We start from the raw sequence: 25,998 nt of genomic DNA, 5'->3' as shown, positions 1-25,998 counted from the left end.
TTATCAGTTAGTGAGTAGTAGTTTCTCCCGTGTCTTCCTTGTCTCCCTTGTCTTTCTCCCACTCTTGTTTATTCAGGGTTGTCAGTTTCGTGCGATCGATAACGGAATGCCAGCGCAGGTTGTGCGTGTAGTCAGCGGACAAACTCTAGAAGCCATAAGTAGAGGGGAGGCTTTCAAAGTGAGACTTGCGGGAATTGAAGCCCCAGATATCCAGCAACAGCCTTGGGGACACGCAGCTAAACAGCAGCTAGAAGCAACGGTCAACGGCAAGACAGTTACCTTAGAACTTGACGGACAGCCAGATAAATTTGGGCGACAGTGGGCTTATGTGTGGCAAAATGGCAAATTGTTGAACGAGCAACTACTGAAAGAGGGATATGTTTTGTGGGATGGGCGATCGCGCGATCGTAAGTATGACGAGCGCTTGGAAAAAGCACAAGCCTGGGCAAGAATCATGGGGCGTGGCGTGTGGGATGTGAAACAACCAATGCGGCAAACCCCGACTGAATTTCGGCAAATGGCGGGAGTCGGGGAGAAGAGGGATAAGGAAGACAAGGGGGACAAGGGAGAATATTGACAAATGACAAATGACAAATGACAAACGATCGACAACTCCAAACATTCTTAGATGTTGCTACAGAAGCCGCCTTAGCTGCGGGTGCGGTTTTGCTGAGCTATTTAGGTAAGTTAGAAGAAGTTAGAGAAAAAGGACGGGGTGGAGATTTAGTAACTGCTGCCGATAAAGCATCAGAAGTGGTAGTTTTAGAAGTCTTACAGCGGCATTTTCCCGATCATGCCATTCTAGCGGAAGAATCGGGCAAGCAGGGGAATGCAGACAGCGAATTTTGTTGGGCGATCGATCCTTTAGATGGAACGACAAATTTCGCGCATCAATATCCTTGTTTCGCCGTGTCAATTGGGTTATTAGTGGCTGGAGTTCCACAGGTTGGAGTCATTTTCGATCCTTATCGTGATGAATTGTTCCGAGGGGCAAAGGGGGCGATCGCGACCTGTAACCGCAAACCTATAAGCGTTTCAACCACAGCCGAACTGAGTAAGTGTCTTCTGGTAACTGGTTTCGCCTACGATCGCCGCGAAACAGCTGATAATAACTATGCCGAATTCTGTCATTTGACTCATCTGACTCAAGGAGTCAGGCGCAGCGGCGCAGCAGCTTTAGACTTAGCTTATGTTGCCAGCGGGCGCATCGATGGCTACTGGGAACGGGGAATTTCTCTGTGGGATATTGCTGCTGGAATTGCCATTCTCAAAGCAGCAGGGGGTCAAGTCAGTGCCTATGATGGTAGCCCAATCGACCTAGCAACTGGCAGGATTTTAGCCACGAATGGACTAATTCATTCAAGTCTCAGCCAAGAATTACTTCAAGTGCCACCACTCTCAACTTGGAGTCATTATAATCCCTAGCCACAATCTGGGAATTATTAGATTGGTGGTGATAATTAAACCACGCTAATACCACATTCCAGCGATCGTGCAATAGGCAGAGGTGAGACAAAAACATATGTCTTTTAAGATTGATGGCGGATTATTTTTATTTGACTTCACAGATTGCCATGCAATTTTGGGCGTTCCAATTGATGCCGACTTTAAAGAAATTCGCAAACGCTATTTGATTATTGCTCGCTGCTTACATCCCGATACTTGCACGGCTAAAAGTATTTCAGATAAACAAGCGGCAAATCATATTCTGTCTAAGCTTGTCAATCCCGCTTATAAAAAATTATCCCAGGATTACAGTCGTGTTGAATACATGGTGATGCTGCGGGAGATGGGCAAGCGGTTAGCTCAGGAAACAACCAGCATTTCGCTCAAAAACGAACTATCGATCCAGCTTCAACACAGCACAGATATCGACCAAGTCTATCAAAAAGCGATCGCTGAAGTGACAAAACAACAGTATGAATCTCTCGAAAGAATTATCCCTATAATTAGTCAAATCAGCGAATTAAACCTAGTCTACTTAGGGCGTAAAGGTGGTACTGGATTTATGGTTGCTAGAACGACTGTGCCATCTGTGGTTCCCAACCAACATTCTCGACCGGCAGCATCTTCGCCTCCCCCAACTGAGCCAGAGTCACCTCCATCGCCAGCTGAACCCTATCTTCGTCGCGCCCAGTCTTTAATGGAAAAGAATCTCTTCGCCCCAGCGAGTGTAGAGCTGAAAGATGCGCTGAAGCTAGAGCCAAATAATAGTCGCTGTCATAGCTTAATTGGCACGGTTTATTTGAAGCAGAATCAGGCTACTATGGCTAAGGTACATATTAACAAAGCCCTACAATTAGACCCTAAAGATCCGATCGCCCTAGAAGGAAAACAACTGTTAGATCGGCTAGCGAGTAAAGCTGGCACTCAAACAGCCTCTTCTGATAAAACTGCATCTAAAACTGCGTCGAAAAAACCATCAGAGCCATCTGGAAGTGGGGGAATGTTTGGCGGTCTATTTGGAGGCAAGAAAAAATAAACAAAAATCAATGGTCTACCAATCACCTGCGGGAGCAAGAGATTTATTACCCTTAGATGTGGCTCAGAAACACTGGGTCGAAGAACGGTTGCAGCAGGTATTTCATCGTTGGGGCTATCACCGCATCATTACTTCAACTCTCGAACGGTTAGATACGCTGATGGCTGGAGGAGCAATTCAGCGATCGACGGTGATCCAAGTTCAGGATCGCGAGGAAGAATTGGGGTTGCGTCCAGAATTGACAGCCTCGATCGCTCGCACTGCTGTAACTCGGATGGCAGGAGCGACCTTTCCGCAACGCCTCTACTACAACGCTAACGTCTTTTGTCGCACGCCCGATAGCAGTCACAACCGCCAGTTGGAGTTTTATCAAACTGGGGTGGAGTTGCTGGGTAGCGAAGGATTGCTGGCTGATGCTGAGGTGTTATTACTGCTGGCTGAGTGCTTGAATGAATTGGGCTTACACAACTGGCAGCTGATTCTGGGCGAAGCGGAAATTACCCAATCACTATTGGCTTCTTTCCCCGCATCTGGGCGCGATCGCGTTCGACAGGCGATCGCTCACCTCGATCGCGTCACGCTCGAAACTCTACCTTTAAGCGAAGATCTACGAGCTAGAGCTTTAATGATGCTCGATTTGCGCGGACATCCCGCAGATGTATTGCAAAAAGTCACAAAATTAAGTTTAGACGCACCACAACAAGCAGCTGTACACCGACTCAAATCGCTAGTTGAGATTTTGGATCGATGCTTTAGTGTAGACTCAAACCAAAACTCGCAAAACTTTCCAATCATTCTAGATTTGAGCATGATTCGCACCTTTGACTATTACACGGGGATCGTGTTTGAAGTCATCGGCAATGCAGCGATCGACAATCTAACAGCTCAACCGCAAATTTTAGGGCAAGGAGGTCGTTACGACCAACTTTTAGGACTGTATCATCCCCAAGGTAAAACAATTCCGGGGGTTGGCTTTGTCCTCAACACGGAAGATTTACAACAAGCCTTACTGTCTGCCGATCGCTTACCGCAAGCCACACCCGCTAGTGATTGGCTCGTTGTCGCTCGATCGCCAGCAGCTTACGCGGCTGCTTTTGCCTATGCAGAAAAGTTACGCTGTACTCCTGGGTTGCGAGTCGAAATGGACTTAGGCGATCGCCAACCAGAGGAAATCCGCACCTACGCCCGCCAGCGCCGCATCCAACAAATTGCTTGGCTCAAAGATGACGGTTCCGCTGAGATTGAAACGCTGAAGGGGGAGCAGGGACGAGCTGGGAGCAGGGAGTAGGGAGGACAAGGGAGACAAGGGGGACAAGGAAGCAGAGGGACAGAGAAGAATTCACCAACTACCAATTACCAATTACCACTCAATGAATCTAATTCTGGCGCTAGATTTTGGTGGAACTAAACACGCGGCGGCGGTGGTAGCTTCAGGAGAAAAACACCAGTTGAGTGACAAAAGGGTTTTTTCACCGCCAAATCCTCATGCTCAATCCGATCTAGAGATAATGTTGAGTCTGGCACGGGAACTGTTAGCAGGTAGAGAACCAAGGGCGATCGGTGTCAGCTTTGGTGGACCTGTGGATGCTGCAAGCGGTAAAGTCAGACTGTCGCACCACGTCAGCGGATGGGAGAATATACCTTTACAGGAGATCCTAGAGCGAGAATTTGGCGCTCCTGCTAGTGTAGACAACGATGCGAATGTCGCGGCATTGGGCGAACATCGCTATGGTGCGGGGATGGGTTATAACAGTTTGCTTTATATTACTGTCAGCACGGGTGTAGGTGGAGGCTGGATTCTCAACGATCGCCCTTGGCGAGGAATAGAAGGAATGGCAGGGGAGATCGGACATGTAGTCGTCGATCCGACTGGTCCTGTTTGTTTGTGCGGTAAGCGTGGATGCTTAGAACGACTGGCTTCGGGTCCCTACATCGCCCAACAGACCAAGGATCGGTTAAATTTACATCCAGATAAAGGGAAGCTGTTGCGATCGCTTTGTCACGATAACCTAGATGAGATAACGGGACTGATGGTCAGTCAAGCCGCTACCCAAGGAGATGAAATTGCGATCGAGGCATTAGAAACAGCGGGTTGGGCTTTGGGAGTAGCGATTGGCAACGTCGCCAACCTCATCAATCCCCAACGGTTTATTTTAGGTGGTAGCGTCACCAAAGCAGGCGATCGCTTTTGGAATGCTATCCACCACATAGCGCGAGCCACAGCATTACCCGAAGTCCACTTCGAGATCGTCCCCGCCGCCTTGGGAGATAAAGCGCCACTTTGGGGTGCAGTCGCTTTAGCAGAAGATGTACTGATGAGGGAGCAGGGACGAGCTGGGAGCAGAGAGCAGTGACCAGGAGAAAGAGAGCTGAGGAAGCTGAGGGAGCCCAGGGAGCTGAGGGAGAAAAAATTACCAACTACCAACTACCAATTCCCCACACCCCACACCCCATACCCTACAACCTGTTCATCACACCCCACACCCTTTCTTCACTGATAACTGATGCACGGCTACATTTCCCCGAATCGATTTTTTCCCTATCTTTCTTGGGCTGACATTCAAAAGATGCCGGATAAAGAAAATGTCGTCATCATTCAACCTGTAGGGGCGATCGAACAACACGGTCCCCATTTACCGTTAATTGTGGACGCTGCAATTGGTACGGCAGTTTTAGGCAAGGCATTGTCTCAATTAAGCGATCGCATTCCCGCTTATGCCCTACCACCCTTGTACTACGGTAAATCGAACGAACATTGGCATTTTCCTGGCACGATTACCCTAAGTGCGTCAACTTTACTTGCGACTTTAATTGAAGTTGCTGAAAGTATTTACCGTGCCGGATTTCGCAAATTCGTGTTGATGAATTCTCACGGCGGACAACCCCAAATTATGGAAATTGCCGCACGGGATTTGCACGTCAAATATGCAGATTTTCTCGTATTTCCCCTCTTTACTTGGCGAGTTCCCCACATTGCCGGAGAGTTACTTTCCGATCGCGAGAAAGAGTTTGGGATTCATGCCGGTGATGCTGAAACTAGTGTGATGCTGTCGATTTTACCAGAACAAGTCAAAATGGAAGCGGCTGTGACAGAATACCCTCACGGCTTACCTGAAGATAGTCTGCTTTCAATGGAAGGGAAATTACCTTTTGCTTGGGCAACCCGCGATCTGACGCAGACAGGAATTTTAGGCGATCCGACCGTAGCGACAAAAGAAAAAGGCGATCGCATCCTTGCCTCGGTCGCTGATGGTTGGGTTCGAGTCATTGCAGACATCTATGCCTTTCAGCAACCACAAGCTTGGAAGCAGTAAACGGTTAGCAAGCGATTGTCAAGATAGATAGCGATCGAGATGCTTTGATTTAGATCGAGCGCGATCGCTACCATTTCTACTTCTACGACTTAAACTTGGGCTAACGCTGGTTCTCTAGTTGCGCTCTTGATTGAATCAGCTGGAGTACAGTAGACTTCGCAAGAATTATTTGGACTTTCAATCAACTTGACCTTGTGTAGTTCTGCGCCTAACTCTCGCACTGGCTGTTGCAGCACATTTGAGATATATACGGCGATATTTTCTGCCGTAGGCACGACTTTGGCAAAGTAGGCAATATCTTTGTTGAGAAAAGTATGGTCGAGTGGTTCAATAACCAAGTCTTCGATCGCTTGGTTCAATGCACTCAAATCTACAATCATGCCCGTACGAGGGTGAATTTCCCCCTTTACAGTCACTTCTAAGTGGTAATTGTGACCGTGACCGTTTGGACGAGCGCATTTTCCGTAAATTTCTGTATTCTCTTGTTGGTTGAGATCGGGATGAGCTAACCGATGAGCGGCGCTAAAATGAGTGCTAATAGTTAAGTATGCTTCCATGCCATTTCCTTGATATTCTGCCCAAAGTTGAGGATGTTCAAATAACTGAATTTTGACTATCGGTAAGTGTGAGGCAAGCTTTTGCCAGATGACGCGGGCGATATTTTCCGTTGTTGGCAATGTTTGCTGAAATTCTTGCCAAACGTCATTGAGATAGGAAAAATCTAGCTGGCTAGTCACTTCTCGCTTAATTACGTGCTTGACATCAGACAGGTTTAAAACCATGCCATATTCATCTAACTCTCCGAGAAGAGAAACAAATAAGACGTAGTTGTGTCCGTGACCTGGAAAGCGGGAACATAAGCCAAATTGTTGCTGGTTCTCTGTTTCGCTCAGCTCTGGCAACCAATAGCGATGGCTGGCGGAAAATTGAGCGCGGCGGTTAACTATACATTGCATGAGCGCACAGGGAGCAGTATGTAAAATTTCGTAAACTTAACACTTTTACTAGAATAGACCAATTGCTACCGCGATAGCAATGAGTTGGTAGTTGGTAATTGGTAGTTGGTAATTGGTAGTTGGTAATTGGTGAGTTTTATATTCTGAGATATAAACGGACGATTGGATTTAAAGTAAATCATAATAATTTCAATTTTTGGCTCAATAATTTGAGTAATATGAGTCGATTGATTATTTTTTAGTTTTCTGAAAAGTTATTTTTTGGAAAAATATTTAACTCATTCATTAAATGAAATACTTTTTATAGCCACGGGAGAAAAGAGGGATGACGGTACAGCTAAAGAATAAAATCGCGATCGCCCACAATAGAAATAGCCTCGTTGATAGATCGACTTTAACAATTGAGCATCAAAATCTTGAGCGTTGCCAAATTTTTTATATAAAATAGTGCATCTAGCCGGAAAAAGCTTTGGTGAGTTTGTGTCTTTAAATATTGCAGGTTGTTAAATTTTAGGTTCTTGAATTTTATCTAACGACTGAGACACAAAGGATATAGAGCATGGAAAAACAGGAGGAAGATCTATCCGTACAAGTATTGTGGTTGCAAGTATGGGGATTGGCAGGATTGCAAGGGGCGATCGCACTAACTTGGTTGATTTATAGCGTGTATTTGCCTAAATTGCTGGAAGAATCTTACTTTCCCGCCCCTGTTAGTTCTGCTCTACTTGTGGTTGGAAATGGATTGGCAGTGGTACTAGAACCTTTGATGGGAGGCTTATCCGATCGCGATAAACAGCAGTTTGGTAGCCGTTTTCCGCTCATAGCAGCAGGGATCGTTTTGGCATCAACTCTATTTATAGCAATTCCGACTGTGGTTGTTTTCGGCAAGGGTGTAGGTGAATTTCGTTGGGTGTCAATCGTGGTATCGGTAGCTTGGACTCTGGCAATGATAATATTTCACAGCCCAGCAATATCTTTACTAAGAAATTATGCCCCTCCAGAGGGATTAGTGCTAGCTAATAGTTTGTTAGTTCTCGTAGCCGGATTATTGACAGCTTTTAGACCAGTTGCTCACAATTTAGTGTTAAATTTAGATACTATTTTTGCTTTTGCGATTGGTTCGTTTTCATTGCTAGGTACGGCAGCTATTTTAAGATATGTCAATTTGCCAGAAACGTTGGCAAGGGCAAATTTAACCGTTAGAGCAGCAATAGAACACAAAAGCACAGACAATCCACCACTCAAAATCGCTTTAAGTTTAATTTTTTTAAGTGGGATGGCGATCGCTTGGGGAACGCAGTTTTTGACAGTTACTTTGTCCAAAATGCTGATGCTACGACTAGAAATTAATAACGTGGACTGGTTGATGGTAGGAGTGGGGATTATGCTGGCACTTGCAGCTCCGCCAACTGCTGATTGGACGCTGCGGCTAGATAATCGACGTGCTATATGTATAGGTGCGATCGCGACTGCTATCTTATTACAAATTGCAGTATTTATTCCCAGTTGGTTGACTTTGATTCTTGCCATCCTCGGGTTACTAGTTACTTTTAATCTTGTACTGAATGGTGCAATTCCTTTTGTCCTGATGTTAGTAGCACCGCATCAAGCTGGAATTGGCGTAGGAATGTACTTTGGTGGTATAGCTGGGGCAGAAAGTCTATCAGGATTGCTCCTTCCCCCAGAGCAAAGCGTTATCCCTTCTGTAGGAGCCATTGGTGGGGCGATCGCTTTTCTGTGCTTGGCTGCCTGCGTAAGAGTTAGTGGCAGGTGGCGAATCTAAAGTTTCTTCAATATTCATAAATTCTTTGTTTGAAAACATATAGTTTAGCTAGCAATTTTTTATAATATTGGTAATAAATTTGAAACAGTCTTTTCATTCAAACGCCTCGCTTTAGGAAAAACTCAAGTTTGTGGGGTAACAATTTAGTTTGGCTAGAACTTTAGTTTGGCTAGAACTTTAGTTTGGCTATAGCTTGGTAAGGTATCATCCTTGTTTGAAAAAAAACATTTGATAGCAAAGCGATACGAAGTACAGATAACTGATTTGAATACTCCTCAATCTTGACGAACAACTGAAATTAAAATAATTCCTTCACTTGAGAGGAGAATTTTATGGTTGGCTTCAACTTGAAAAAATCCGGTCAAAAAACATTAAAAAAATCTCAGACAAACACAGCTAAGATATACCAGCCATTCGAGAGCGCAATTTTAACTGTTAATCCAGGCGATCGCATTGCTAAAGAGCCACAGACTTTGGTGGACAAAGCTAAACAAATTGCTGTAGATGCACCTGATATTACAGGTGACTGGATTAAGGTTCCAACTTATTTTATTTTTGAATATCCGAATGGCGAAAAAAAAGCATTACATCACGTCAAAGATGCCAAAGAAATTTCTGATGCAATTCGTCTAGCTCGATTTGAAGAAGATGAAAATCTAATTATAGAACCACACAAACCGCATAATGTTAACTTAATCCCTTTCATTCTGGTAGTGCTATTAGTTCTATTTACTATTCCCATACTGATCGGAATATTTTAGGTAGCACGTTATAAGTCTACTGCTAAATAATTGCTGAGGGTTGTTAAAAGGGGTTGCCATTTCCGCCGCAAAGCAACGTATAATTCTGCACCTGCTTCTCGATCTGTTGCTGTTTCTATACCCTCAGCACTCAATCTTTCCACGGCATCATAATATCTTTTTCGCCAGACTAGTTCCATTTGGCGATCGCATTTTATCCGGTGTTTGGGTAGAATCGATTGAGATAGCTCGGAGAGAATATGCGTACTGCCACCCCACAATTCTGCTACTGCTGTAGAGTGTAATAGAGAACGATATTTTTCAGCATTTAATGCGCTTTTAATCAGGCTTGCCGTGTCTATTGCTAAGAGTATGACTCGCGGTAGAGTATAATATGTTTCGCGAAAGCGGAAATAAATCAGTACTGGATAGGAATGTTGTAGCTCTAGTAACTCAATCAAATCTCTCGCCATATTAGAAAGATCCTGCTGAATCCCACTGAGTTCGCCACTAGCTCCCAGTCTTGCTAATAACTCTGCTGCATCCCCCGTGCCATCGGTGCGATGGTATAAGCTGAGAGCAAATGTATTGCGGGTAATTAAAGCATTATAGACTGAGAGTAAGTAGGTAATTGTAATTGTAAAACTAGAAAATCCCAGTGCTGCTTCTAATAAAGTTAGTAATCGATAAGTAGCTGTTTTTGGAACTAGATCGCCTGTTCCTAAAGTAGTGAAAGAAAAGCCGCTATAGTAGAGTGCGGTAATAAAATCAGTGGGCGTTTTTCCTTCGCTAGCTTGAATTGCCGAACCTAATTCGGGGAAAATAATTAAAGCAAATCCACTCATAAGTGAAGCCGCCCACACTGCTAAAATAGCAACTATCATAATAGAACCACTATGAGCAAGTAGGCGATCGCTTTTGCTAGGAATGACTTGCGTTACTAGGCGCAAAAAACACCATATTCCTCGGTTCAAAGGCATACTAACAACACTACTACCGAGGCGATGAAAAAGTACAGTTAGATAAATGTCTAAAAGAGTTAAAATAATTATCCCCGTACCAGCCAATTGTATTAATAAATCCATTCCCTATCGTTTTTATCAACTTTGCTACCATTAGTTGTTCGTAACTAATCGTACTGCATTTTACAGTATTTCACTCCGACTGTACTCTTTCTAGAGGATTAAATTTGCATGTTAAAAGAGAAGGATAAATACATCAAACTTTTTAAACTTGGCAGTATAACTATAAAATCAAATTATGCGATCGCCGATCTAGTTAACTGACTTCCTGCAGTTTGGATAGAACTTAATCATTGAGTAAAGTTTACAAATACTAATAATTGTTATCGATTGAACGTGTTGCTAAAGCATAAAACTCATCCTTTCGGCTACGTTCTTGTGTTGATATTTTTGAACTAGAGATAGATTGAGATTAGCTTCATTTGAATTAGAACTAAATATATCAGTTTCGTCAGAGTAACTACTAAATTTTTTGCTCAATTTTTTACAAATTTGTCAAAACTTTAGTTGTAAGAGTTACAGAATAGAGATTTTTATCAGTCAGGAGGTTAGAAGAATGGCTGGTCAAATGTGTTGGTTTCCTTGCTTAGGTGCTGAAAGCGAAAAGATTTTATATCTACGGCGATCGCCAGATAAACCTTGGCAACCTTATACGAGTTGTCCTGAATATTCTGTTCCCGACTACAAAATAGATGGCGGCTCAAAAGGATGGGCAACTTATCAAAAATTACATAAAGCAGGTTGGCAATTAATTTCTACAGCTCAAGCTCAGAGGACAAACCTAGCAATTCGATAAGCTCTGCTATGAATTCACGATCGCCGTCCAATTGAATAATCAAAATCTTAGGAAAGAATATGAAAAGTAAACTTTGGGTAGAGCATCATTCGCTACCAAAATTCAGTCGCGAGCGCGTAGTTCGATTTATCGGTGGTAGTGGTAAAATCAAGCAATATAAACCTACTGCTGGAAGCTGGTCTTATACTGTTGAAATGGATATGGGAACCCCGCCAGAAATGGGCAGAATAGGTTTTGAAACGACAGTCTTATTAGATGAAGCAGATATTCAAGGAGTAGAGTAAAATCAGAGCTAGATTTCTTCCCTACACTTTTATGTTGGGCTGAATATTCTTCTGAAAGCTCGCCTTAAAACAGATAGAATCAGTTGTTGTGTGAAGACAAAAAAACTCATACTTTTGGTTAAAGACAGAAGCACTTTCAGTCTTTTACGGTAAAAATGTAATAAAAGAAGGTTCATCGCGCTCGACTTGTAGCTAGAGTAGACAGCAAATACAGAACGCAAAAGCGAATGGTAAATCTTGGAGCCGCAAATAGAAAGAAATAACTCCTAAGCTAATAAATATGCAGCTTCAGGACAGGAGAATGCTATGTTATTCCAAAATCGAACTACAGCAGGTCAAGCCCTAGCCGATCGATTGCTAGCCTATGCTAACCGTAGCGATGTATTAGTACTAGGATTGCCTAGAGGTGGTGTACCAGTCGCCTTCGAGGTAGCACAAGCATTACACGCACCCTTAGATGTGTTTTTGGTACGTAAGCTGGGTGTCCCCGGGCAAGAAGAATTGGCAATGGGGGCGATCGCCTCTGGTGGTGTGAGAGTGCTGAACTACGATATTATTGAAGCGTTGCACTTGTCTGAAGCAGAAATCGATCGCGTTACAGCCAGACAGCAACAGGAATTAGAGCGACGGGAACGGCTCTATCGGCAAAATCTTCCTTTTCCCCAACTGCGCGATCGCACGGTCATTTTAGTAGATGATGGTCTGGCAACAGGAGCAACCATGCGGGCAGCTGTGAAAGCACTACAATTACAGCAACCTGCGGCAATTGTCATCGCCGTGCCAGTTGCTTCTCCTGAAACTCAGCAAGAATTAGCCACTCAAGTCGATGAAATTGTCTGTGTAGAAACACCCGCACCTTTTTACAGTGTTGGTTCTTGGTACGCTGAGTTTCCCCAAACTACTGATACTCAAGTGCGCGAACTATTGCAACAAGCTGGCACAGTCGCTAGAAATGTATCGTAGTACTTTAATTGTTAGCTGAGCGATCGCTACCTAGTTTACTTTCACTTACAAAAAACTTGTCACCTCAGCCGTGCAGTGCTAACGTCGATAAGCCAGTTAGCTTTTGGTAGCAAGCCAACTCCAAACTTATGCAGCGCAGACGCTTAGCGGCTTTTATCAGTCTTGTTTTAGCCTCCTTTACTCCACCCCTCATCCCTTTTTCCGTCCTCTCCGCACCACCTAAAACCCCCAACCAAACGGTAGAATGCGAAATTCTCGTTACGGGTGCAGGACTTGCAGGTGTCGCCACTGCATACGAGGGATTGCTAGCAGGACGGACTGTCTGCATGACTGAAATTACCGATTGGATGGGAGGACAAATTTCGACTCAGGGAACTTCTGCCTTGGACGAACGCAGAACTCAACGGTTGCAGTTGTTTTTCTCTCGTGGTTATTTAGAACTAAGAAAACGCATTGCTGATAAATATAATGGCAATTTAAATCCTGGTGATTGCTGGGTGAGCGATTCTTGCTTCCTGCCTCACGACGGTCACGAAATTCTTTATGATATGTTGCAGGATGCGGCAAAAAAGGGTCGCGGTCAGCTGAAATGGTTTCCTGCCACTGTGGTGAAGGAACTGGAAATTAGCCGCGCTGGATCGCAACAAGCTATTCAAGGCGCGATCGCAATTCAACATCGTCCCGCTGCTGGCGTGCCACCTCTCAATACCCTACCTCTATCTCAAACAATTGAAGACTCCTATCGCTACGAAAATTCAGCTCGGTTGAATAAGGAAATTTTGCGGTTTGTACCTTTGGAAAGGAGCGAGGAGCGAGGGGTGAGGAGTGAGGGAGTATCTAAGTGGTATGTGGTGGATGCAACGGAGACGGGAGAATTAATTGCTTTGGCAGATGTCCCTTATCGTCTGGGGATTGATGCCCGTTCTTATTTAGAACCTTCTGCCTCTAGTACGACTAACGATCCCTACTGTACTCAAGGCTTTACTTATACTTTTGCGATGGAGGCGACTAAAGACCCTATAGGTCACAACATTCCTCCACTTTACTCTCAGTATTCCGCTTATTATAGTTACGAACTGCCCCGTTTAGCAAGCTTTCCTTTAGTATTTACCTACCGTCGAATTTGGAGTCCGAAAGACGGCGAACCCATGTCATTCGGGGCATTAATTTTGAAGCTCCCGTACCAGATGATATTTCCATGCAGAATTGGACGTGGGGCAACGATTACCGTCCTGGCACTGCTGCCGATAATTTAATCTATACTCGCGCTCAGTTGCAGGCAAGCGGTCAACTCCTACCTGGAAACTGGTTAGGAGGACTGAGAACAGAAAGCTTGCGTAAAGCGGAAGAACACGCGATCGGTTACTTTTATTGGTTGGTGACGGGTACAACCGATTCGCAACTGGGGGACGGGGTGAAACAACCCCAACCAAACAATCGCTATTTATCTGGACTAGATTCGCCGATGGGAACGGTACACGGCTTGTCTAAGTATCCTTATATGCGGGAAGGACGACGGATTATTGGTAGACCGAGTTGGGGACAGCCAGAAGGCTTTACCGTTTGGGAAATTGATATTTCTCGCCGCAACTACAATGACGATTACTACCGTCAGACCTTATCCCCCCAGATGTATCGCCGTTTGAAAATCGCTTTGGCAGGACTGGAAACCATCAATGCGATCGCCAGTACTAAGCCACCCGAACAAATTGCCCGACGGACTCGTTCCACAATCTTTCCCGACTCAGTAGGGATCGGTCACTATGCAATCGACTTTCATCCTTGCATGACCAAAAGTCCCCCCGAACTTCCAGGAAACACCGAACGAGAAGGGGAACGCCAAGGTGCGGGTGAAGCCTATCCCTTCCAAATTCCCTTACGGGCGATGATTCCTCAAAAGATCGAGAATTTACTCGTAGCTGGAAAAAGTATTGCTACCAGTCATATCGCCTCCGCTGCTTATCGGGTGCATTCCTTTGAATGGTCTGTAGGCGCAGCCGCCGGAACTACCGCTGCTTTTAGCTTAGAAAAAGCGATCGCCCCTTATCAACTCGTAGACGACTTACCCAGACGAGAACCCCTACTCGAACAACTGCAATATCGCCTCCAACAAAACAATAATCCTACAGCCTTCCCAGATACATCCATTTTCAATCTAGATTGGGATGATTGGCGGTGAACAGTTGTCAGTTATCAGTGACTAGTGACTAGTGACTAGTGGCTGGTGACTAGATATGAAAAGATAGTCGCTCACCAATTACCCATTACCAACAACCAACCATTCCTTGTTATCTTGAGAGAATGTATTTTTGTGAAGTTCTGTCTGTCGTGCTATGAACAGGGTAGTTTCTACAACAGTTTACGGGATGGCAACAGCACCGACGATCGCACCTGAGAAATCGTCTAAAGTCGTCAGCAAGCTATATCCTAATTACAAGGTAATCGTGTTGGATGACGATTTCAATACGTTTCAGCATGTAGCTGAGTGTTTGATGAAGTATATACCAGGTATGACGGGCGATCGCGCTTGGGAATTAACCAATCAAGTTCACTACGAAGGTCAGGCGATCGTTTGGGTGGGACCGCAAGAACAAGCAGAACTCTATCATCAGCAACTTCGGCGTGCTGGCTTAACTATGGCTCCTCTGGAAGCAGCTTAGGACAATTAATGATTAAATATTAAAATGAAATATTAAAACTTATTAACCTAATTATGAGTAATGCCAACGGCAGGCTGGTCTGGAATCACTCAACCCACATCTCAGGCTTAATTCCAGTGTTAGAACGCCTGACTCGCATTGATGGAATTCAAACAATTACCCCTGGAGTCATTGGACGGGTAAAAGGTCACTCTCCCAAAATGCAACTTCGTATTTCCGTGCCGATTCGTGGTGGATTTAAACTCATAGCACGCCAAGGCAAGACTGTACAAGAAGTATTCATCCTGACAACTCTCAGCCAGGATGAATTAGTAACAGCAGTGACGAATGTTTTGAAATCGTGAGTGGTAGTTGGTAATGGGTAGTGGGTAGTGGGTTGACAGTTAACTGTTAACTGTTAACTGACAACTGATTTACTCTTCTACTTGTCGCACGGCAAATCGATGTAGGGGTAGACAAAGAATACAAGCAAAGGTAAGAAAGTAGGACAAAGCCGCAGTGAGTTTTAAACTCATTAACAAAACTTCCCAATCTGGTAAGGTAATTTTTTGCAATCCCAAACAGATGCAGTAAAGCAACCAGTAAGTAAAGCTCATCTGCAATAGATTTTGCTCTGCTTCTTCTAGTTCGTTTACCTCTGCTGAATTAGCTCCTGAAAGCAATAGCAGACCAGCAATACAGGCAATGGCAGATATAAAAGCGATCGCGTCTGAAAAGTTTAAATTTTGTATCTGCATATATGTATATCCAAAACTTTCAATTCCCATCAGTCTAAAGGAATAGTGTTTCGGTATACAAAATCAGTTACAAACTGCAACAGAAATAGGTAGTTTGATTAAAATCTTGTAATAAATGTAAATCAGTCATTGGTCATTAGTCATTAGTCATTAGTCATTTGTTGTTGGTTGTTGGTTGTTAGTTGTTGCTCAACAGTCACTGGTAACTGGTAACTGGTAACTGGTAACTGGTCACTGATTTGAAAGTTTGCCCATAAGACAAAACCTTCAACGCGACAGCCTAAATCTTGCAGCCAGCGAACTAGTTCGTGATTGCTATTGTGTATTACGGTATAAGTGCGATCGTAGGGAACTAGGGTCATTCCCGTGTGAGAATTTTTTATTTGCAGAGTAGCGGGGCGATCGAAATATGAATTTAAGACCTTTAGCAAGCGATCGACTTTTGCTTTTTCTACAGTAATGCTCAGCAAAGAACTATCTTTTTGAGTAGCTAATAAATCGAAGCGATCGCAGTTTTTTAACTTGCGTCCTAAAGCTCCTTGAGTTGGTAAAAATAATGCTGCTGCTCCGGTCAACCAATCTTGTTGATTTAAAGCAAAATATCTCCAGTCACCATAGGCATATTCCAGACATTTATCGCGATTAATAGGTAGAACTAATCTTCCGTGAAAGCCATAATCAACGAGATAAATACTAACTGGATTAATGAGATTAGCAGGAGGTATAATAGTAACAGGAGAACAAATCCATCCTCCGAGGATAACGCTGGTAATTGCTAAGACAAAAAAAGCAAAGCGGCGTGTTTTCACATTTTAGAATCGCGTGTTTTTTTTCAGATTTAGTTGAGCCATAAAATCCTGAATTCGCTGCCACACTCGTTCTACTAAATCGGGACTGTCAGCATTAAACCATTCAATTTGAGGATATGCTCGAAACCAAGTTCGCTGTCGTTTAGCAAATTGTCGCGTATGCAATACAGTTAATTCTTTTGCTTCCTCTAGGGAGATATCTCCAGCTAAATATTGCTTGAACTCTTGATATCCTAGCGTATTGAGTAAAGGTAAATCCATGCGGTATTTTTGACACAAATACTCAACTTCAGCCACCAAACCATCAGCCACCATTTGTTCTGTACGCTGAGAAATTCGCTGAGTCAAGGCATTCGATTCACAGTCCAAACCAATTTGTAAAATTGGATAACAGGGGGGATCTTCTCCCTGTTGTGTTGAGATTGGACGACTAGTAACGTAGAATACTTCCAATGCTCTAACAGTTCTGGTTGGATCGTTGGGATGAATTTTAGTTGCAGCTACCGGATCGACTTGCTGTAACATTGCATAAAGCTGCTTTTGACCCAAAGATAGAAGTTGCGATCGCAATTTTGGCTGTGGTGCTACTCTAGGAATCTTCATTCCCCGCACGATAGAACGGATGTACAACCCAGTCCCCCCAACTAAGAGAGGGAATAGGTGTAGAGACGTTGCATGCAACGTCTCTACACCCCTCCATTTTTCGATTAATCCCTGTGCTTGTTCCTGATACTCCGCCACGGTAAAAGTTTCAGTGGGATCGCAAATGTCAATTAAATAGTGAGGTATGAGTTGTTGCTGGCTAGGAGTAGGTTTAGCCGTGCCAAGATTAAATTCGCGATAAACTTGACGCGAATCGGCACTGATAATGACAGAATTAAGTCTTTGAGCGATAGTTATTGCCAACCCTGATTTACCCGTGGCGGTTGCTCCACAGATTGTAATCAAGCCAAATCTATGCGAAATATCAGTTTGGTACATCCCCTAGATAAATTGCTCTTTAGAATGCCCTAGAGCCGTCTTTAAGCCTATTGTGTTAGAATTTTGGTACGATTTCTTATTTTAGATATCATTGGTTAATTTAACCTCATTATCGGAGACTCCCTTGCATGACGAGCAGCTACAGCGCCGAGCAAATTCAAGTTTTGGAAGGTCTGGAACCCGTCCGCAAACGACCAGGGATGTATATTGGAACCACCGGACCGAGGGGACTCCACCATTTAGTATACGAGGTGGTAGACAACTCCATTGATGAGGCTCTAGCAGGATATTGTACTCACATAGAAATCGACTTAAACGCTGACGGCTCAGTACAAGTAGTCGATGACGGTCGAGGTATTCCCACCGATACCCATCCGCAGACGGGGAAATCGGCACTGGAAACCGTGATGACAGTATTACATGCTGGAGGTAAATTTGGTGGTGGTGGTTACAAAGTTTCTGGCGGTTTGCACGGAGTTGGGATTTCTGTTGTCAACGCGCTATCGGAATGGGTAGAAGTTACAGTTTGGCGGGATAAAAAGGTACATACCCAACGCTACGAACGGGGCGTACCGATGGGAGAACTGCAAACCAAGTCTTTTAAAGAAGCGAAGACAGGCACTGGAGTTAGATTCAAACCCGATGCAGAAATTTTTACAGTTGGTACGGAATTCGACTATATCACGCTGGCTGGTCGTCTGCGAGAGCTAGCGTATCTAAATGCAGGGGTAAGAATTACCTTTACCGACCACCGTTTAGAACTACTCAAAAGCCAAGAACCAAAAGTTGAGACTTACGAATACAAGGGTGGGATTCGCGAGTACGTCAGCTACATTAACAACGACAAGCAAGCCTTACACGAAGAAATTATTTTCGTGCAAGGGGAACGCAACAACGTCCAAGTTGAAGTCGCTTTGCAGTGGTGTACGGATGCCTATACCGACAACTTGTTAGGCTTTGCCAACAACATCCGCACGGTGGATGGCGGAACGCATTTAGAAGGGTTGAAAACAGTTTTGACGCGGACGCTCAATGCGATCGCCCGCAAGCGAAATAAAATCAAGGATAACGAACCCAACCTCAGCGGCGAACACGTCCGTGAAGGGTTGACAGCCGTGATTTCTGTCAAAGTCCCAGATCCAGAGTTTGAAGGGCAAACTAAGACAAAACTCGGCAACACGGAAGTGCGGGGGATTGTTGACTCGTTAGTTGGGGAAGTGCTGACGGAATATTTAGAATTTCGCCCCAGCATTGCTGATTCGATCTTAGATAAAGCAATTCAAGCATTCAAAGCTGCTGAAGCCGCACGCCACGCACGGGAATTAGTGCGGCGTAAATCAGTACTAGAGTCTTCGCCCCTACCAGGAAAGCTAGCAGATTGCAGTTCTAGAGATCCTGGCGAATCGGAAATCTTCATTGTGGAAGGCGATTCAGCGGGTGGGAGTGCTAAACAAGGACGCGATCGCCGCAACCAAGCTATCCTACCTTTACGCGGTAAAATTCTCAATATTGAGAAAACCGACGATGCTAAAATCTACAAGAATACCGAGATCCAAGCATTAATCACCGCTTTAGGCTTGGGCGTAAAGGGAGAAGAATTCGATTCATCCCAATTGCGCTATCACAAGATCGTGATTATGACAGATGCTGACGTGGATGGAGCGCACATCAGAACTTTGTTGCTAACATTCTTCTATCGCTATCAGCGACAACTGATCGAGCAAGGCTTTATCTATATTGCTTGTCCGCCACTTTTTAAAATAGAAAGGGGACGCAATCATTACTATTGTTATAGCGAGCGCGAAAGAGATCAAAAAATTGCTGAATTTCCTGCCAATGCCAACTATACGATCCAGCGGTTCAAAGGTTTGGGTGAAATGATGCCACAACAGTTGTGGGATACCACAATGAATAATGAAACCCGCACCCTCAAACGAGTAGAAATCGAAGACGCAGCCGAAGCAGACAGGATCTTTACCGTATTAATGGGCGATCGCGTTGCCCCTCGACGCGAATTCATCGAAACTTATGGTTCTCGCCTCAACTTGGTAGAGTTGGATATTTAGGGTATGGGGGACAAGGGAGATAAGGAAGACAAGGAGGACAAGTGAGCAATTCTAGCCACCAGCCACTAGCCACCAGCCACTCCTCCTACTCCCCCCAAATCACAGCCGATGGTTCTTACACGTTTTTCTCAGCCGAATTTGGCGAAGCATATCACAGTCAGTTTGGGGCGCGTCAGGAAGCTGAGTTTAAGTTTGTGGAACCGACAAAACTACGGCAAAAGGCGCGGCAACAAAAATCTTTACGATTATTAGATGTATGTTATGGGTTGGGTTACAATACAGCCGCTGCTTTAGCAGCTATCTGGGAAGAGAATCCCAATTGTGAAATAGAAGTTGCAGGATTGGAGTTAGATCCAACAGTACCCCAAGCGGCGATCGCCCACAATCTCCTCGATAACTGGTCGCCACTTTTACCCCAATTAACCCAACTTGCAACAACGCATCAAGTTACAAGCGATCGCCTGCAAGCAAAGTTACTACTTGGCGATGCAAGGCAGACGATTCAAACATTACAAGCATCTGGTTTTCAGGCAGACGCAATTTTTCTCGACCCGTTTTCTCCGCCTACCTGTCCTCAATTGTGGACGGTGGAATTTTTAGGGTACGTGGCTCGATGTATGCATAAGAGTGGAATTTTGGCAACATATTCCTGCGCTGCATCCGTGCGATCGGCTTTGCAAGTAGCGGGGTTAAAAATTGGTTCCACATCACCCGTAGGTAGGCGATCGCCTGGTACTGTAGCTAGTTGGCATGATTCTGGCTTACCTTCCCTTTCTCAGGAAGAACGAGAGCATTTACAGACTCGTGCGGCAATCCCCTATCGCGATCCTCAGTTGTGCGATCCAGCAGAGATAATTTGTCAACGAAGAGTTCAAGAGCAACAAACCAGTTGCTTAGAACCAACTTCCCGCTGGCGCAAGCGAAGAAGTAGAGACGTTTAGCAAGTCAGTGACCAACTACCAATTACCAATTATCAACTACCAACTACCAACTACCACTCCCTAACTTGATAAAATCTAGACTAGGAACCTTAGTTGAAGTTAATTGTGACTGTTAAGCCAGAGTGGTTACGGGTAAAAGCGCCGCAGTGGCAGCGCGTCGGTAAAGTTAAAGACATTTTGCGGGATTTAGCCCTCAATACTGTCTGCGAAGAAGCCTCATGTCCTAATATTGGCGAGTGTTTTAATGCAGGTACGGCAACATTTTTGATTATGGGACCAGCTTGTACCCGTGCTTGTCCTTACTGCGATATTGATTTTGAGAAAAAACCTCAACCCCTAGACCCCACAGAACCACAACGCCTAGCTGAAGCAGTTCGGCGGCTGCGGCTCAATCATGTCGTGATCACTTCCGTAAATAGAGACGATTTATCGGATGGGGGTGCATCTCAGTTCGTTGGCTGTATTCAAGCGATTCGTGAGGTATCGCCTCAAACTACGATTGAGGTTTTGATTCCCGATTTATGTGCGAATTGGGATGCTTTGGCGACGATTTTACAGGCGCAACCAGAAGTCTTAAATCACAATACAGAAACCGTTCCCCGCCTGTATCGGCGAGTACGTCCCCAAGGAGACTACGATCGCTCCTTAGAATTGTTAAGGCGATCGCGTACTTTAGCTGCTTCTGTCTACACCAAATCTGGTCTGATGGTAGGACTGGGAGAAACCGATACGGAAATTCGCCAGGTGATGCAAGATCTACGGGCTGTCAATTGCGATATCCTCACGCTAGGACAATATCTTCAACCCAGCCAAAAGCATTTAAAAATAGATAGTTTTATTGCTCCAGAACAATTTGATGCTTGGCGGGAGTATGGTGAATCTTTGGGTTTCCTACAAGTGGTTTCTTCACCTCTCACCCGTAGTTCCTATCACGCCGAACAAGTACGGGAGTTAATGCAGCGTTATCCTCGCTAAAAAGCGATCGCGCGTCTCTACAAATAAAAACCAAAAAAAACCCTCCCGTCGTGGTGCGGAAGGGTTACCTTGAAGTGTGGTGTGAGGAGCAGACATAGAGTCTACTTACAAACATGCTAATGAGTGAATGTGACAAAAAAGTGACACAGAAATGGCGATCGCATGAAAAAAATTATGACATCTATAGATGCAAGCCAAGTTAAATTGGCAAGCGATTAATATCCCTATTACAACCAATTACAACCATAGCAGAACCCTTCTCTAAGCGTTTTCTAGGATCGGGGTTGATTTCAAATTTGCCATCTTGACTCACCGCTAGCAAGTTTAAACCATAGCGGTTGCGAATTTGTAGATCGCCGATTGTTTTGCCATGAAATTCGTCAGGTACGATGACTTCAACAATGCTATTATCTGGGTCAAGGTCGAAGCGATCGAGAATAGCTGGTTTGGTGAGCGATCGCGCTAACTCGCATCCTGCTTCATACTCAGGAAAGACAACGTGATCCGCGCCAACGCGATGTAACAATTTGCAATGAACCCCTGAAGATGCTTTTGCCACAATATGCGGTACGCCACCTTCTTTCAAGTTCAGCGTCGTAATAATACTTTCTTGTATATAGTTACCAATCGCAACAATGACCGTATCAAACTCGTAAATTCCCGCTTCTTTTAACGCTACAGAGTCAGTAGAATCGAGTTGTACGGCGTGAGCTGCAATATGTTCGCTCATGACCTGATTGACGTTTTTCTCATCAATGTCCGTTGCTAATACCTCATAACCCAACCGATGTAGAGTAGAGCAGACAGCACGCCCAAACCGTCCTAAGCCAATGACCGCAAACTGGTGGTTATCTTTGCGGAGACTGCGAAAAAAACCTAAAGACGACAGATTCACACGCTTATACCTTTGCTTCAATCAACCTTACTTCTTATGTGAAGTAAAGTTACTAAATCGTTCCAACTCAAATATATACCTTTACCACTCGAAAACAGCATATTTGCTTAAATCTCTTGGTATATCTCGTTCGTAGCGATTTAACCTACAAGTAAATTTTCTTCGGGATAGTGGATAGCAGTAGGGCGAGGATCTCCTAGTACGGCTCCTATGAGTAACAAAATACCCACCCGTCCGATAAACATGGTGGCGATTAAGACTAACTTAGCCGCAGCAGAGACATTAGCGGTGATTCCTGTCGAAAGTCCTACAGTAGCAAAAGCAGATACGACTTCAAACAAGATTTGAATAAAATCTATGTTCGGGTCAGTCAAGGATATCAAAATTGTTGCTAGTATTACCGTGGCGATCGAACCAACTAGTACGCCAACAGCTTTTAAAATCAGGTTAAGTGGAATTTGACGCTCGTAGAGTAGCACGTCCTCTTTCCCTTGTAGAATTGCCTTGGTACAACTAGTTAACACGCGCAAAGTTGTCGTTTTTATACCTCCACCCGTACCACCTGGACTTGCACCAATAAACATAAAAGCAATAGTAAGAAATAAGCCAGCATTAGTCATTTTGCCAATATCAATTGTGTTAAATCCAGCCGTTCTGGGAGTCACAGACTGAAACCAAGCAGCTAATATTTTATTTTGCCAACTGAGATTACCGAAAGTATTGGGATTTCTCGATTCAATTAAAAAGAAAGCAACCGTACCTGCAATCAATAAAATCAAACTCGTGCTAATTGCTACTTTTAAATCTAGCGAAAACACGACTCTTTCTGACTTGCGTTGGAGGCGATCGCGCAAATAAATATAAATTTGAAAAAGGACTCCGTATCCAATACCACCAAAGATAATTAATCCTGTGACGACTAAATTTAATAAAATTGACGATTGAAAACCGATAAAACTATCTTTAAATAAACTGAAACCAGCATTGTTCCAAGAGTTTACGCTATGAAAAATAGCTAACCAAAGGGCGCGATCGAGTCCATATTGAGGTGTGAAAACTGGTAAAAGTAGAAAGATTCCTGTAATTTCAAAAATCAGGGTTACGCCAATAATCGAACGGATTAAATCGGCACTATTAGATAACCCCGTTCGGTCGAGTGCTTGTTGGATTGCCACTTTATCGCGCAACCCAAATTTCACTCCAATCAAAACTAATAAAAAAGTGGTGGCTGTCATGTAACCCAAACCACCAATTTGCACTAAAGCAACCAAAATTACCTGTCCAAAAAATGAGAAATAAGTTCCCACATCTACTACAGATAGCCCAGTGACGCAAACAGCAGAAGTAGACGTAAACAGTGCCACAATTGGGTTAGTCCAATCACCGCTACTAGAAGAAAAAGGTATCATCAGCAGCAGCGTTCCAACAGCGATCACCGCTAAAAATCCTAAAGAAATAGTTCGAGGAACAGTCATTATTTTTGGTAATTGGTAATTGATAATTGTTATTTGGTAGTTAGCAAGAGGAATTAATTCCGAATTCCGAATTCCGAATTCCGAATTCTTTATGGTAGGCTAATTGCGGGTTACGTTAATACTGAGTTGTGATGAGTGCGACACTTTACGAGCGGATTGGGCAATTTTACGATTCCTCCTCTAGTTTGTGGGAACAGGTGTGGGGGGAACACATGCATCATGGCTACTATGGCACAGATGGAAAACAGAGAAAAGAGCGGCGACAAGCACAAATCGATCTGATTGAAGAACTGCTGCAATGGGCAGATGTAGAGCAAGCACAGCATATCCTCGATGTCGGCTGCGGTATAGGTGGTAGTTCGCTGTATCTTGCCCAAAAATACAATGCCCAAGCCACGGGAATTACTCTTAGCCCATTTCAAGCGAATCGAGCGACTCAACGCGCTCAAGCGATGGGTTTGAGTCAAAAAGCCGAATTTTTAGTTGCAAATGCTCAGAATATGCCTTTTGCGGATAACAGCTTTGACTTTGTTTGGGCATTAGAAAGCGGCGAACATATGCCCGATAAGGTTAAGTTCATGCAAGAGTGCTACCGCGTGCTGCAACCTGGGGGAAAGCTAGTCATGGTGACTTGGTGTCATCGCCCTACGGATGCTAAGTCAGGAGGTATTCTGACAGCAGACGAGCAAAAGCATCTGAACGAGATTTACCAGGTGTATCACTTACCTTACACGATCGCCTTACCGGAATATGAAGCGATCGCCCGCAATCTTAATTTAAACAGCATCCGTACCGCAGATTGGTCAACTGCCGTAGCGCCGTTTTGGGATGTAGTCATCGATTCCGCTCTTAATCCCACGGCAATATTAGGTTTAATTTTATCTGGGTGGGAAACAATTCAAGCAGCACTGTCTCTGGGGCTGATGCAGCGGGGCTACCAGCGTGGTTTAATTCGATTTGGCTTGTTGTGTGGGATTAAGTAATGAAACGTACCGTCAAGACGCAGAGAACGCCGAAAGTAAGGCGATTAAATTTGGCTGAGTGGCTTTACGCTTTTTGGAAGTTCTCGCGTCCCCACACCATTATCGGTACGAGTTTGAGCGTCTTAGGAATGTATTTAATTGCCTTTGATGCGCAGATCGCTCTTTCCCAACTCCCGACTAATGTACGGGCGAGTTTTGCCGATAGTTCTCTCATCGAACGCATGGTTCATTGGCTAAACCCGCCCCTACAGCCACTGTTATTGGCGTGGATTGCTTGTCTGTGCGGCAATATTTATATTGTTGGCTTGAATCAACTAGAAGATGTTGAAATTGACAAAATTAATAAACCCCATTTACCAATAGCATCTGGTGATTTTTCACAGCGTACAGGTCAAATTTTGATAGCCATAACGGGAATTTTGGCGTTGGTATTAGCTGGGGCTGCTGGATGGTATTTATTTGGCATGGTAGCAATAAGTTTAGCAATTGGAACAGCTTATTCTTTACCACCAATCCGATTGAAAAGGTTTCCTTTTTGGGCAGCTTTATGCATTTTTTCTGTTAGAGGAGCGATAGTTAATTTAGGATTATTTTTGCATTTTAACTGGTTATGGCAAGGAGTTTCAGGAATTCCTAGCTCGGTTTGGACGTTAACTTTATTTATTTTGGTATTTACCTTTGCGATCGCAATTTTTAAAGACATTCCCGATTTGGAAGGCGATCGCCAATATCACATTACAACTTTTACCATTGCTTTAGGGAAAGAAAAAGTTTTTAACCTAGCACTTTGGGTAATAACTACATGTTATATAGGTATAATAATTGCCGGAATTCTAGGACTTCCCTCAGTCAACTCAACTTTTCTCATCAGTACCCACTTATTACTCTTAGCTTTGCTATGGTGGCGCAGCCGTCAAGTAAACTTACAAGATAAAAGCGCGATCGCCAGTTGCTATCAATTCATTTGGAAACTCTTCTTCTTAGAATATATTTTGTTTCCGGTAGCTTGTTTGTTGGGTTAGTTAGGTAATGGGTAATTGGTGGTTGATAACTGGTCACTGGTCGCTGGTCACTGGTCACTGTTTGCTGCTTCTTTCCTGGGGAGGATGGAAATGGTACTCTGTTTGTATAGGGTC

At 44.1% G+C, this 25,998-nt stretch carries 27 protein-coding genes and 1 pseudogene; 20 read left to right on the top strand and 8 right to left on the bottom strand.

What is annotated here, in order from left to right; all coding sequences use genetic code 11:
• Positions 1–7: 7 nt before the first annotated feature.
• Positions 8–142, bottom strand: coding sequence for a hypothetical protein (locus tag M5J74_RS32455; RefSeq protein WP_255409948.1), 135 nt, complete (start codon positions 140–142; stop codon positions 8–10).
• A gap of 36 nt (positions 143–178) precedes the next feature.
• Between M5J74_RS32455 and M5J74_RS01785 the strand changes: the two genes are divergently transcribed.
• The 7 genes from M5J74_RS01785 to M5J74_RS01755 all read left to right on the top strand — a co-directional run bounded on the left by M5J74_RS01785 (position 179) and on the right by M5J74_RS01755 (position 5,796).
• On the top strand, positions 179–577 hold the full coding sequence (locus M5J74_RS01785; protein WP_250015095.1) for a thermonuclease family protein: 399 nt from the start codon (positions 179–181) through the stop codon (positions 575–577).
• A gap of 17 nt (positions 578–594) precedes the next feature.
• On the top strand, positions 595–1,425 hold the full coding sequence (locus M5J74_RS01780) for an inositol monophosphatase family protein (protein ID WP_106166189.1): 831 nt from the start codon (positions 595–597) through the stop codon (positions 1,423–1,425).
• 97 nt (positions 1,426–1,522) lie between these two features.
• Positions 1,523–2,482, top strand: coding sequence for a J domain-containing protein (locus M5J74_RS01775; RefSeq protein ID WP_106545312.1), 960 nt, complete (start codon positions 1,523–1,525; stop codon positions 2,480–2,482).
• Positions 2,483–2,492: 10 nt separating this feature from the next.
• Positions 2,493–3,770, top strand: a complete 1,278-nt coding sequence (locus M5J74_RS01770) for an ATP phosphoribosyltransferase regulatory subunit (protein ID WP_250015094.1) — start codon at positions 2,493–2,495, stop codon at positions 3,768–3,770.
• An 82-nt stretch (positions 3,771–3,852) separates the two neighbouring features.
• Positions 3,853–4,836, top strand: coding sequence for an ROK family protein (locus tag M5J74_RS01765; RefSeq protein WP_250015092.1), 984 nt, complete (start codon positions 3,853–3,855; stop codon positions 4,834–4,836).
• On the top strand, positions 4,833–5,039 hold the full coding sequence (locus M5J74_RS01760; RefSeq protein ID WP_250015090.1) for a hypothetical protein: 207 nt from the start codon (positions 4,833–4,835) through the stop codon (positions 5,037–5,039). The genes M5J74_RS01765 and M5J74_RS01760 overlap by 4 nt, the downstream gene beginning before the upstream one ends.
• On the top strand, positions 4,987–5,796 hold the full coding sequence (locus M5J74_RS01755; protein ID WP_106166186.1) for a creatininase family protein: 810 nt from the start codon (positions 4,987–4,989) through the stop codon (positions 5,794–5,796). The genes M5J74_RS01760 and M5J74_RS01755 overlap by 53 nt, the downstream gene beginning before the upstream one ends.
• A gap of 89 nt (positions 5,797–5,885) precedes the next feature.
• Here the strand turns inward: M5J74_RS01755 and M5J74_RS01750 are convergent, their stop codons facing one another.
• The gene (locus M5J74_RS01750; protein WP_015152428.1) at positions 5,886–6,752 is read right to left on the bottom strand and encodes a 6-carboxytetrahydropterin synthase; all 867 of its coding nucleotides are present in this window, start codon (positions 6,750–6,752) and stop codon (positions 5,886–5,888) included.
• 559 nt (positions 6,753–7,311) lie between these two features.
• Between M5J74_RS01750 and M5J74_RS01745 the strand changes: the two genes are divergently transcribed.
• Positions 7,312–8,535 (top strand): hypothetical protein, encoded by a 1,224-nt coding sequence (locus M5J74_RS01745; protein ID WP_250015086.1) that lies wholly within the window; start codon positions 7,312–7,314, stop codon positions 8,533–8,535.
• 332 nt (positions 8,536–8,867) lie between these two features.
• Positions 8,868–9,296, top strand: coding sequence for a hypothetical protein (locus M5J74_RS01740; RefSeq protein ID WP_015152426.1), 429 nt, complete (start codon positions 8,868–8,870; stop codon positions 9,294–9,296).
• Between the two features lie 8 nt (positions 9,297–9,304).
• Here the strand turns inward: M5J74_RS01740 and M5J74_RS01735 are convergent, their stop codons facing one another.
• Positions 9,305–10,360: a potassium channel family protein gene (locus M5J74_RS01735; protein WP_015152425.1), complete on the bottom strand. Its 1,056-nt coding sequence runs from the start codon at positions 10,358–10,360 to the stop codon at positions 9,305–9,307.
• 493 nt (positions 10,361–10,853) lie between these two features.
• On the opposite strand from M5J74_RS01735, the gene M5J74_RS01730 reads away from it, so the two are divergent.
• The 6 genes and pseudogenes from M5J74_RS01730 (at position 10,854) to M5J74_RS01700 (ending at position 15,344) form a co-directional block, all read left to right on the top strand.
• The gene (locus M5J74_RS01730; RefSeq protein WP_015152424.1) at positions 10,854–11,093 is read left to right on the top strand and encodes a hypothetical protein; all 240 of its coding nucleotides are present in this window, start codon (positions 10,854–10,856) and stop codon (positions 11,091–11,093) included.
• A 59-nt stretch (positions 11,094–11,152) separates the two neighbouring features.
• On the top strand, positions 11,153–11,377 hold the full coding sequence (locus M5J74_RS01725) for a hypothetical protein (protein ID WP_015152423.1): 225 nt from the start codon (positions 11,153–11,155) through the stop codon (positions 11,375–11,377).
• A 306-nt stretch (positions 11,378–11,683) separates the two neighbouring features.
• The gene (locus M5J74_RS01720) at positions 11,684–12,340 is read left to right on the top strand and encodes a phosphoribosyltransferase (RefSeq protein ID WP_250015084.1); all 657 of its coding nucleotides are present in this window, start codon (positions 11,684–11,686) and stop codon (positions 12,338–12,340) included.
• Positions 12,341–12,468: 128 nt separating this feature from the next.
• Positions 12,469–14,519 (top strand): annotated as a pseudogene (locus M5J74_RS33215) (FAD-dependent oxidoreductase).
• A 187-nt stretch (positions 14,520–14,706) separates the two neighbouring features.
• A complete protein-coding gene (gene clpS, locus M5J74_RS01705) occupies positions 14,707–15,000 on the top strand; it encodes an ATP-dependent Clp protease adapter ClpS (RefSeq protein ID WP_233222595.1) in 294 nt (97 codons plus the stop codon).
• Between the two features lie 53 nt (positions 15,001–15,053).
• Positions 15,054–15,344, top strand: coding sequence for a DUF2103 domain-containing protein (locus M5J74_RS01700; RefSeq protein WP_106166181.1), 291 nt, complete (start codon positions 15,054–15,056; stop codon positions 15,342–15,344).
• Positions 15,345–15,413: 69 nt separating this feature from the next.
• On the opposite strand, the gene M5J74_RS01695 is transcribed toward M5J74_RS01700, so the two are convergent.
• The 3 genes from M5J74_RS01695 to miaA all read right to left on the bottom strand — a co-directional run bounded on the left by M5J74_RS01695 (position 15,414) and on the right by miaA (position 17,527).
• On the bottom strand, positions 15,414–15,737 hold the full coding sequence (locus M5J74_RS01695) for a hypothetical protein (RefSeq protein WP_039717311.1): 324 nt from the start codon (positions 15,735–15,737) through the stop codon (positions 15,414–15,416).
• A 143-nt stretch (positions 15,738–15,880) separates the two neighbouring features.
• Entirely contained in the window at positions 15,881–16,546 is a 666-nt protein-coding gene (locus M5J74_RS01690) for a DUF2459 domain-containing protein (RefSeq protein ID WP_250015078.1), read from the bottom strand.
• A 3-nt stretch (positions 16,547–16,549) separates the two neighbouring features.
• Complete coding sequence (miaA, locus tag M5J74_RS01685; protein ID WP_371933987.1) at positions 16,550–17,527, bottom strand: tRNA (adenosine(37)-N6)-dimethylallyltransferase MiaA; 978 nt, start codon at positions 17,525–17,527, stop codon at positions 16,550–16,552.
• A 128-nt stretch (positions 17,528–17,655) separates the two neighbouring features.
• On the opposite strand from miaA, the gene gyrB reads away from it, so the two are divergent.
• The 3 genes from gyrB (at position 17,656) to lipA (ending at position 21,509) form a co-directional block, all read left to right on the top strand.
• The gene (gyrB, locus tag M5J74_RS01680; protein WP_015152415.1) at positions 17,656–19,593 is read left to right on the top strand and encodes a DNA topoisomerase (ATP-hydrolyzing) subunit B; all 1,938 of its coding nucleotides are present in this window, start codon (positions 17,656–17,658) and stop codon (positions 19,591–19,593) included.
• Positions 19,594–19,634: 41 nt separating this feature from the next.
• Complete coding sequence (locus M5J74_RS01675; RefSeq protein WP_250015075.1) at positions 19,635–20,534, top strand: tRNA (5-methylaminomethyl-2-thiouridine)(34)-methyltransferase MnmD; 900 nt, start codon at positions 19,635–19,637, stop codon at positions 20,532–20,534.
• 105 nt (positions 20,535–20,639) lie between these two features.
• Complete coding sequence (gene lipA / locus M5J74_RS01670) at positions 20,640–21,509, top strand: lipoyl synthase (RefSeq protein ID WP_371934103.1); 870 nt, start codon at positions 20,640–20,642, stop codon at positions 21,507–21,509.
• 199 nt (positions 21,510–21,708) lie between these two features.
• Here lipA and M5J74_RS01665 read toward each other — a convergent pair whose 3' ends face one another.
• Complete coding sequence (locus M5J74_RS01665; RefSeq protein ID WP_015152412.1) at positions 21,709–22,404, bottom strand: TrkA family potassium uptake protein; 696 nt, start codon at positions 22,402–22,404, stop codon at positions 21,709–21,711.
• Between the two features lie 140 nt (positions 22,405–22,544).
• Entirely contained in the window at positions 22,545–23,879 is a 1,335-nt protein-coding gene (locus M5J74_RS01660) for a TrkH family potassium uptake protein (protein ID WP_015152411.1), read from the bottom strand.
• A gap of 131 nt (positions 23,880–24,010) precedes the next feature.
• On the opposite strand from M5J74_RS01660, the gene M5J74_RS01655 reads away from it, so the two are divergent.
• Positions 24,011–24,862, top strand: coding sequence for a methyltransferase domain-containing protein (locus M5J74_RS01655; RefSeq protein WP_106217460.1), 852 nt, complete (start codon positions 24,011–24,013; stop codon positions 24,860–24,862).
• Positions 24,862–25,884, top strand: coding sequence for a homogentisate phytyltransferase (locus M5J74_RS01650; protein WP_106170130.1), 1,023 nt, complete (start codon positions 24,862–24,864; stop codon positions 25,882–25,884). The genes M5J74_RS01655 and M5J74_RS01650 overlap by 1 nt, the downstream gene beginning before the upstream one ends.
• The last annotated feature ends 114 nt before the right edge of the window (positions 25,885–25,998 follow it).

Origin of the sequence: Chroococcidiopsis sp. CCNUC1 (genome assembly GCF_023546805.1) — a bacterium.
GTDB classification, from domain to species: Bacteria; Cyanobacteriota; Cyanobacteriia; order Cyanobacteriales; family Chroococcidiopsidaceae; genus Chroococcidiopsis; species Chroococcidiopsis thermalis.
The sequence above is the reverse complement of the archived record's forward strand: the minus strand, read 5'-3'. Positions and strand labels throughout refer to the sequence as shown.

Bases quoted from the DNA above. Each gene is read 5' to 3' on its own strand.
- M5J74_RS01780 (WP_106166189.1), top strand. From the start codon at position 595: ATGACAAACGATCGACAACTCCAAACATTCTTAGATGTTGCTACAGAA.
- M5J74_RS01775 (WP_106545312.1), top strand. From the start codon at position 1,523: ATGTCTTTTAAGATTGATGGCGGATTATTTTTATTTGACTTCACAGAT.
- M5J74_RS01770 (WP_250015094.1), top strand. From the start codon at position 2,493: ATGGTCTACCAATCACCTGCGGGAGCAAGAGATTTATTACCCTTAGAT.
- M5J74_RS01765 (WP_250015092.1), top strand. From the start codon at position 3,853: ATGAATCTAATTCTGGCGCTAGATTTTGGTGGAACTAAACACGCGGCG.
- M5J74_RS01755 (WP_106166186.1), top strand. From the start codon at position 4,987: ATGCACGGCTACATTTCCCCGAATCGATTTTTTCCCTATCTTTCTTGG.
- M5J74_RS01750 (WP_015152428.1), bottom strand. From the start codon at position 6,752: ATGCAATGTATAGTTAACCGCCGCGCTCAATTTTCCGCCAGCCATCGC.
- M5J74_RS01745 (WP_250015086.1), top strand. From the start codon at position 7,312: ATGGAAAAACAGGAGGAAGATCTATCCGTACAAGTATTGTGGTTGCAA.
- M5J74_RS01740 (WP_015152426.1), top strand. From the start codon at position 8,868: ATGGTTGGCTTCAACTTGAAAAAATCCGGTCAAAAAACATTAAAAAAA.
- M5J74_RS01735 (WP_015152425.1), bottom strand. From the start codon at position 10,360: ATGGATTTATTAATACAATTGGCTGGTACGGGGATAATTATTTTAACT.
- M5J74_RS01730 (WP_015152424.1), top strand. From the start codon at position 10,854: ATGGCTGGTCAAATGTGTTGGTTTCCTTGCTTAGGTGCTGAAAGCGAA.
- M5J74_RS01725 (WP_015152423.1), top strand. From the start codon at position 11,153: ATGAAAAGTAAACTTTGGGTAGAGCATCATTCGCTACCAAAATTCAGT.
- M5J74_RS01720 (WP_250015084.1), top strand. From the start codon at position 11,684: ATGTTATTCCAAAATCGAACTACAGCAGGTCAAGCCCTAGCCGATCGA.
- clpS (WP_233222595.1), top strand. From the start codon at position 14,707: ATGGCAACAGCACCGACGATCGCACCTGAGAAATCGTCTAAAGTCGTC.
- M5J74_RS01700 (WP_106166181.1), top strand. From the start codon at position 15,054: ATGAGTAATGCCAACGGCAGGCTGGTCTGGAATCACTCAACCCACATC.
- M5J74_RS01695 (WP_039717311.1), bottom strand. From the start codon at position 15,737: ATGCAGATACAAAATTTAAACTTTTCAGACGCGATCGCTTTTATATCT.
- miaA (WP_371933987.1), bottom strand. From the start codon at position 17,527: ATGTACCAAACTGATATTTCGCATAGATTTGGCTTGATTACAATCTGT.
- gyrB (WP_015152415.1), top strand. From the start codon at position 17,656: ATGACGAGCAGCTACAGCGCCGAGCAAATTCAAGTTTTGGAAGGTCTG.
- M5J74_RS01660 (WP_015152411.1), bottom strand. From the start codon at position 23,879: ATGACTGTTCCTCGAACTATTTCTTTAGGATTTTTAGCGGTGATCGCT.
- M5J74_RS01655 (WP_106217460.1), top strand. From the start codon at position 24,011: ATGAGTGCGACACTTTACGAGCGGATTGGGCAATTTTACGATTCCTCC.
- M5J74_RS01650 (WP_106170130.1), top strand. From the start codon at position 24,862: ATGAAACGTACCGTCAAGACGCAGAGAACGCCGAAAGTAAGGCGATTA.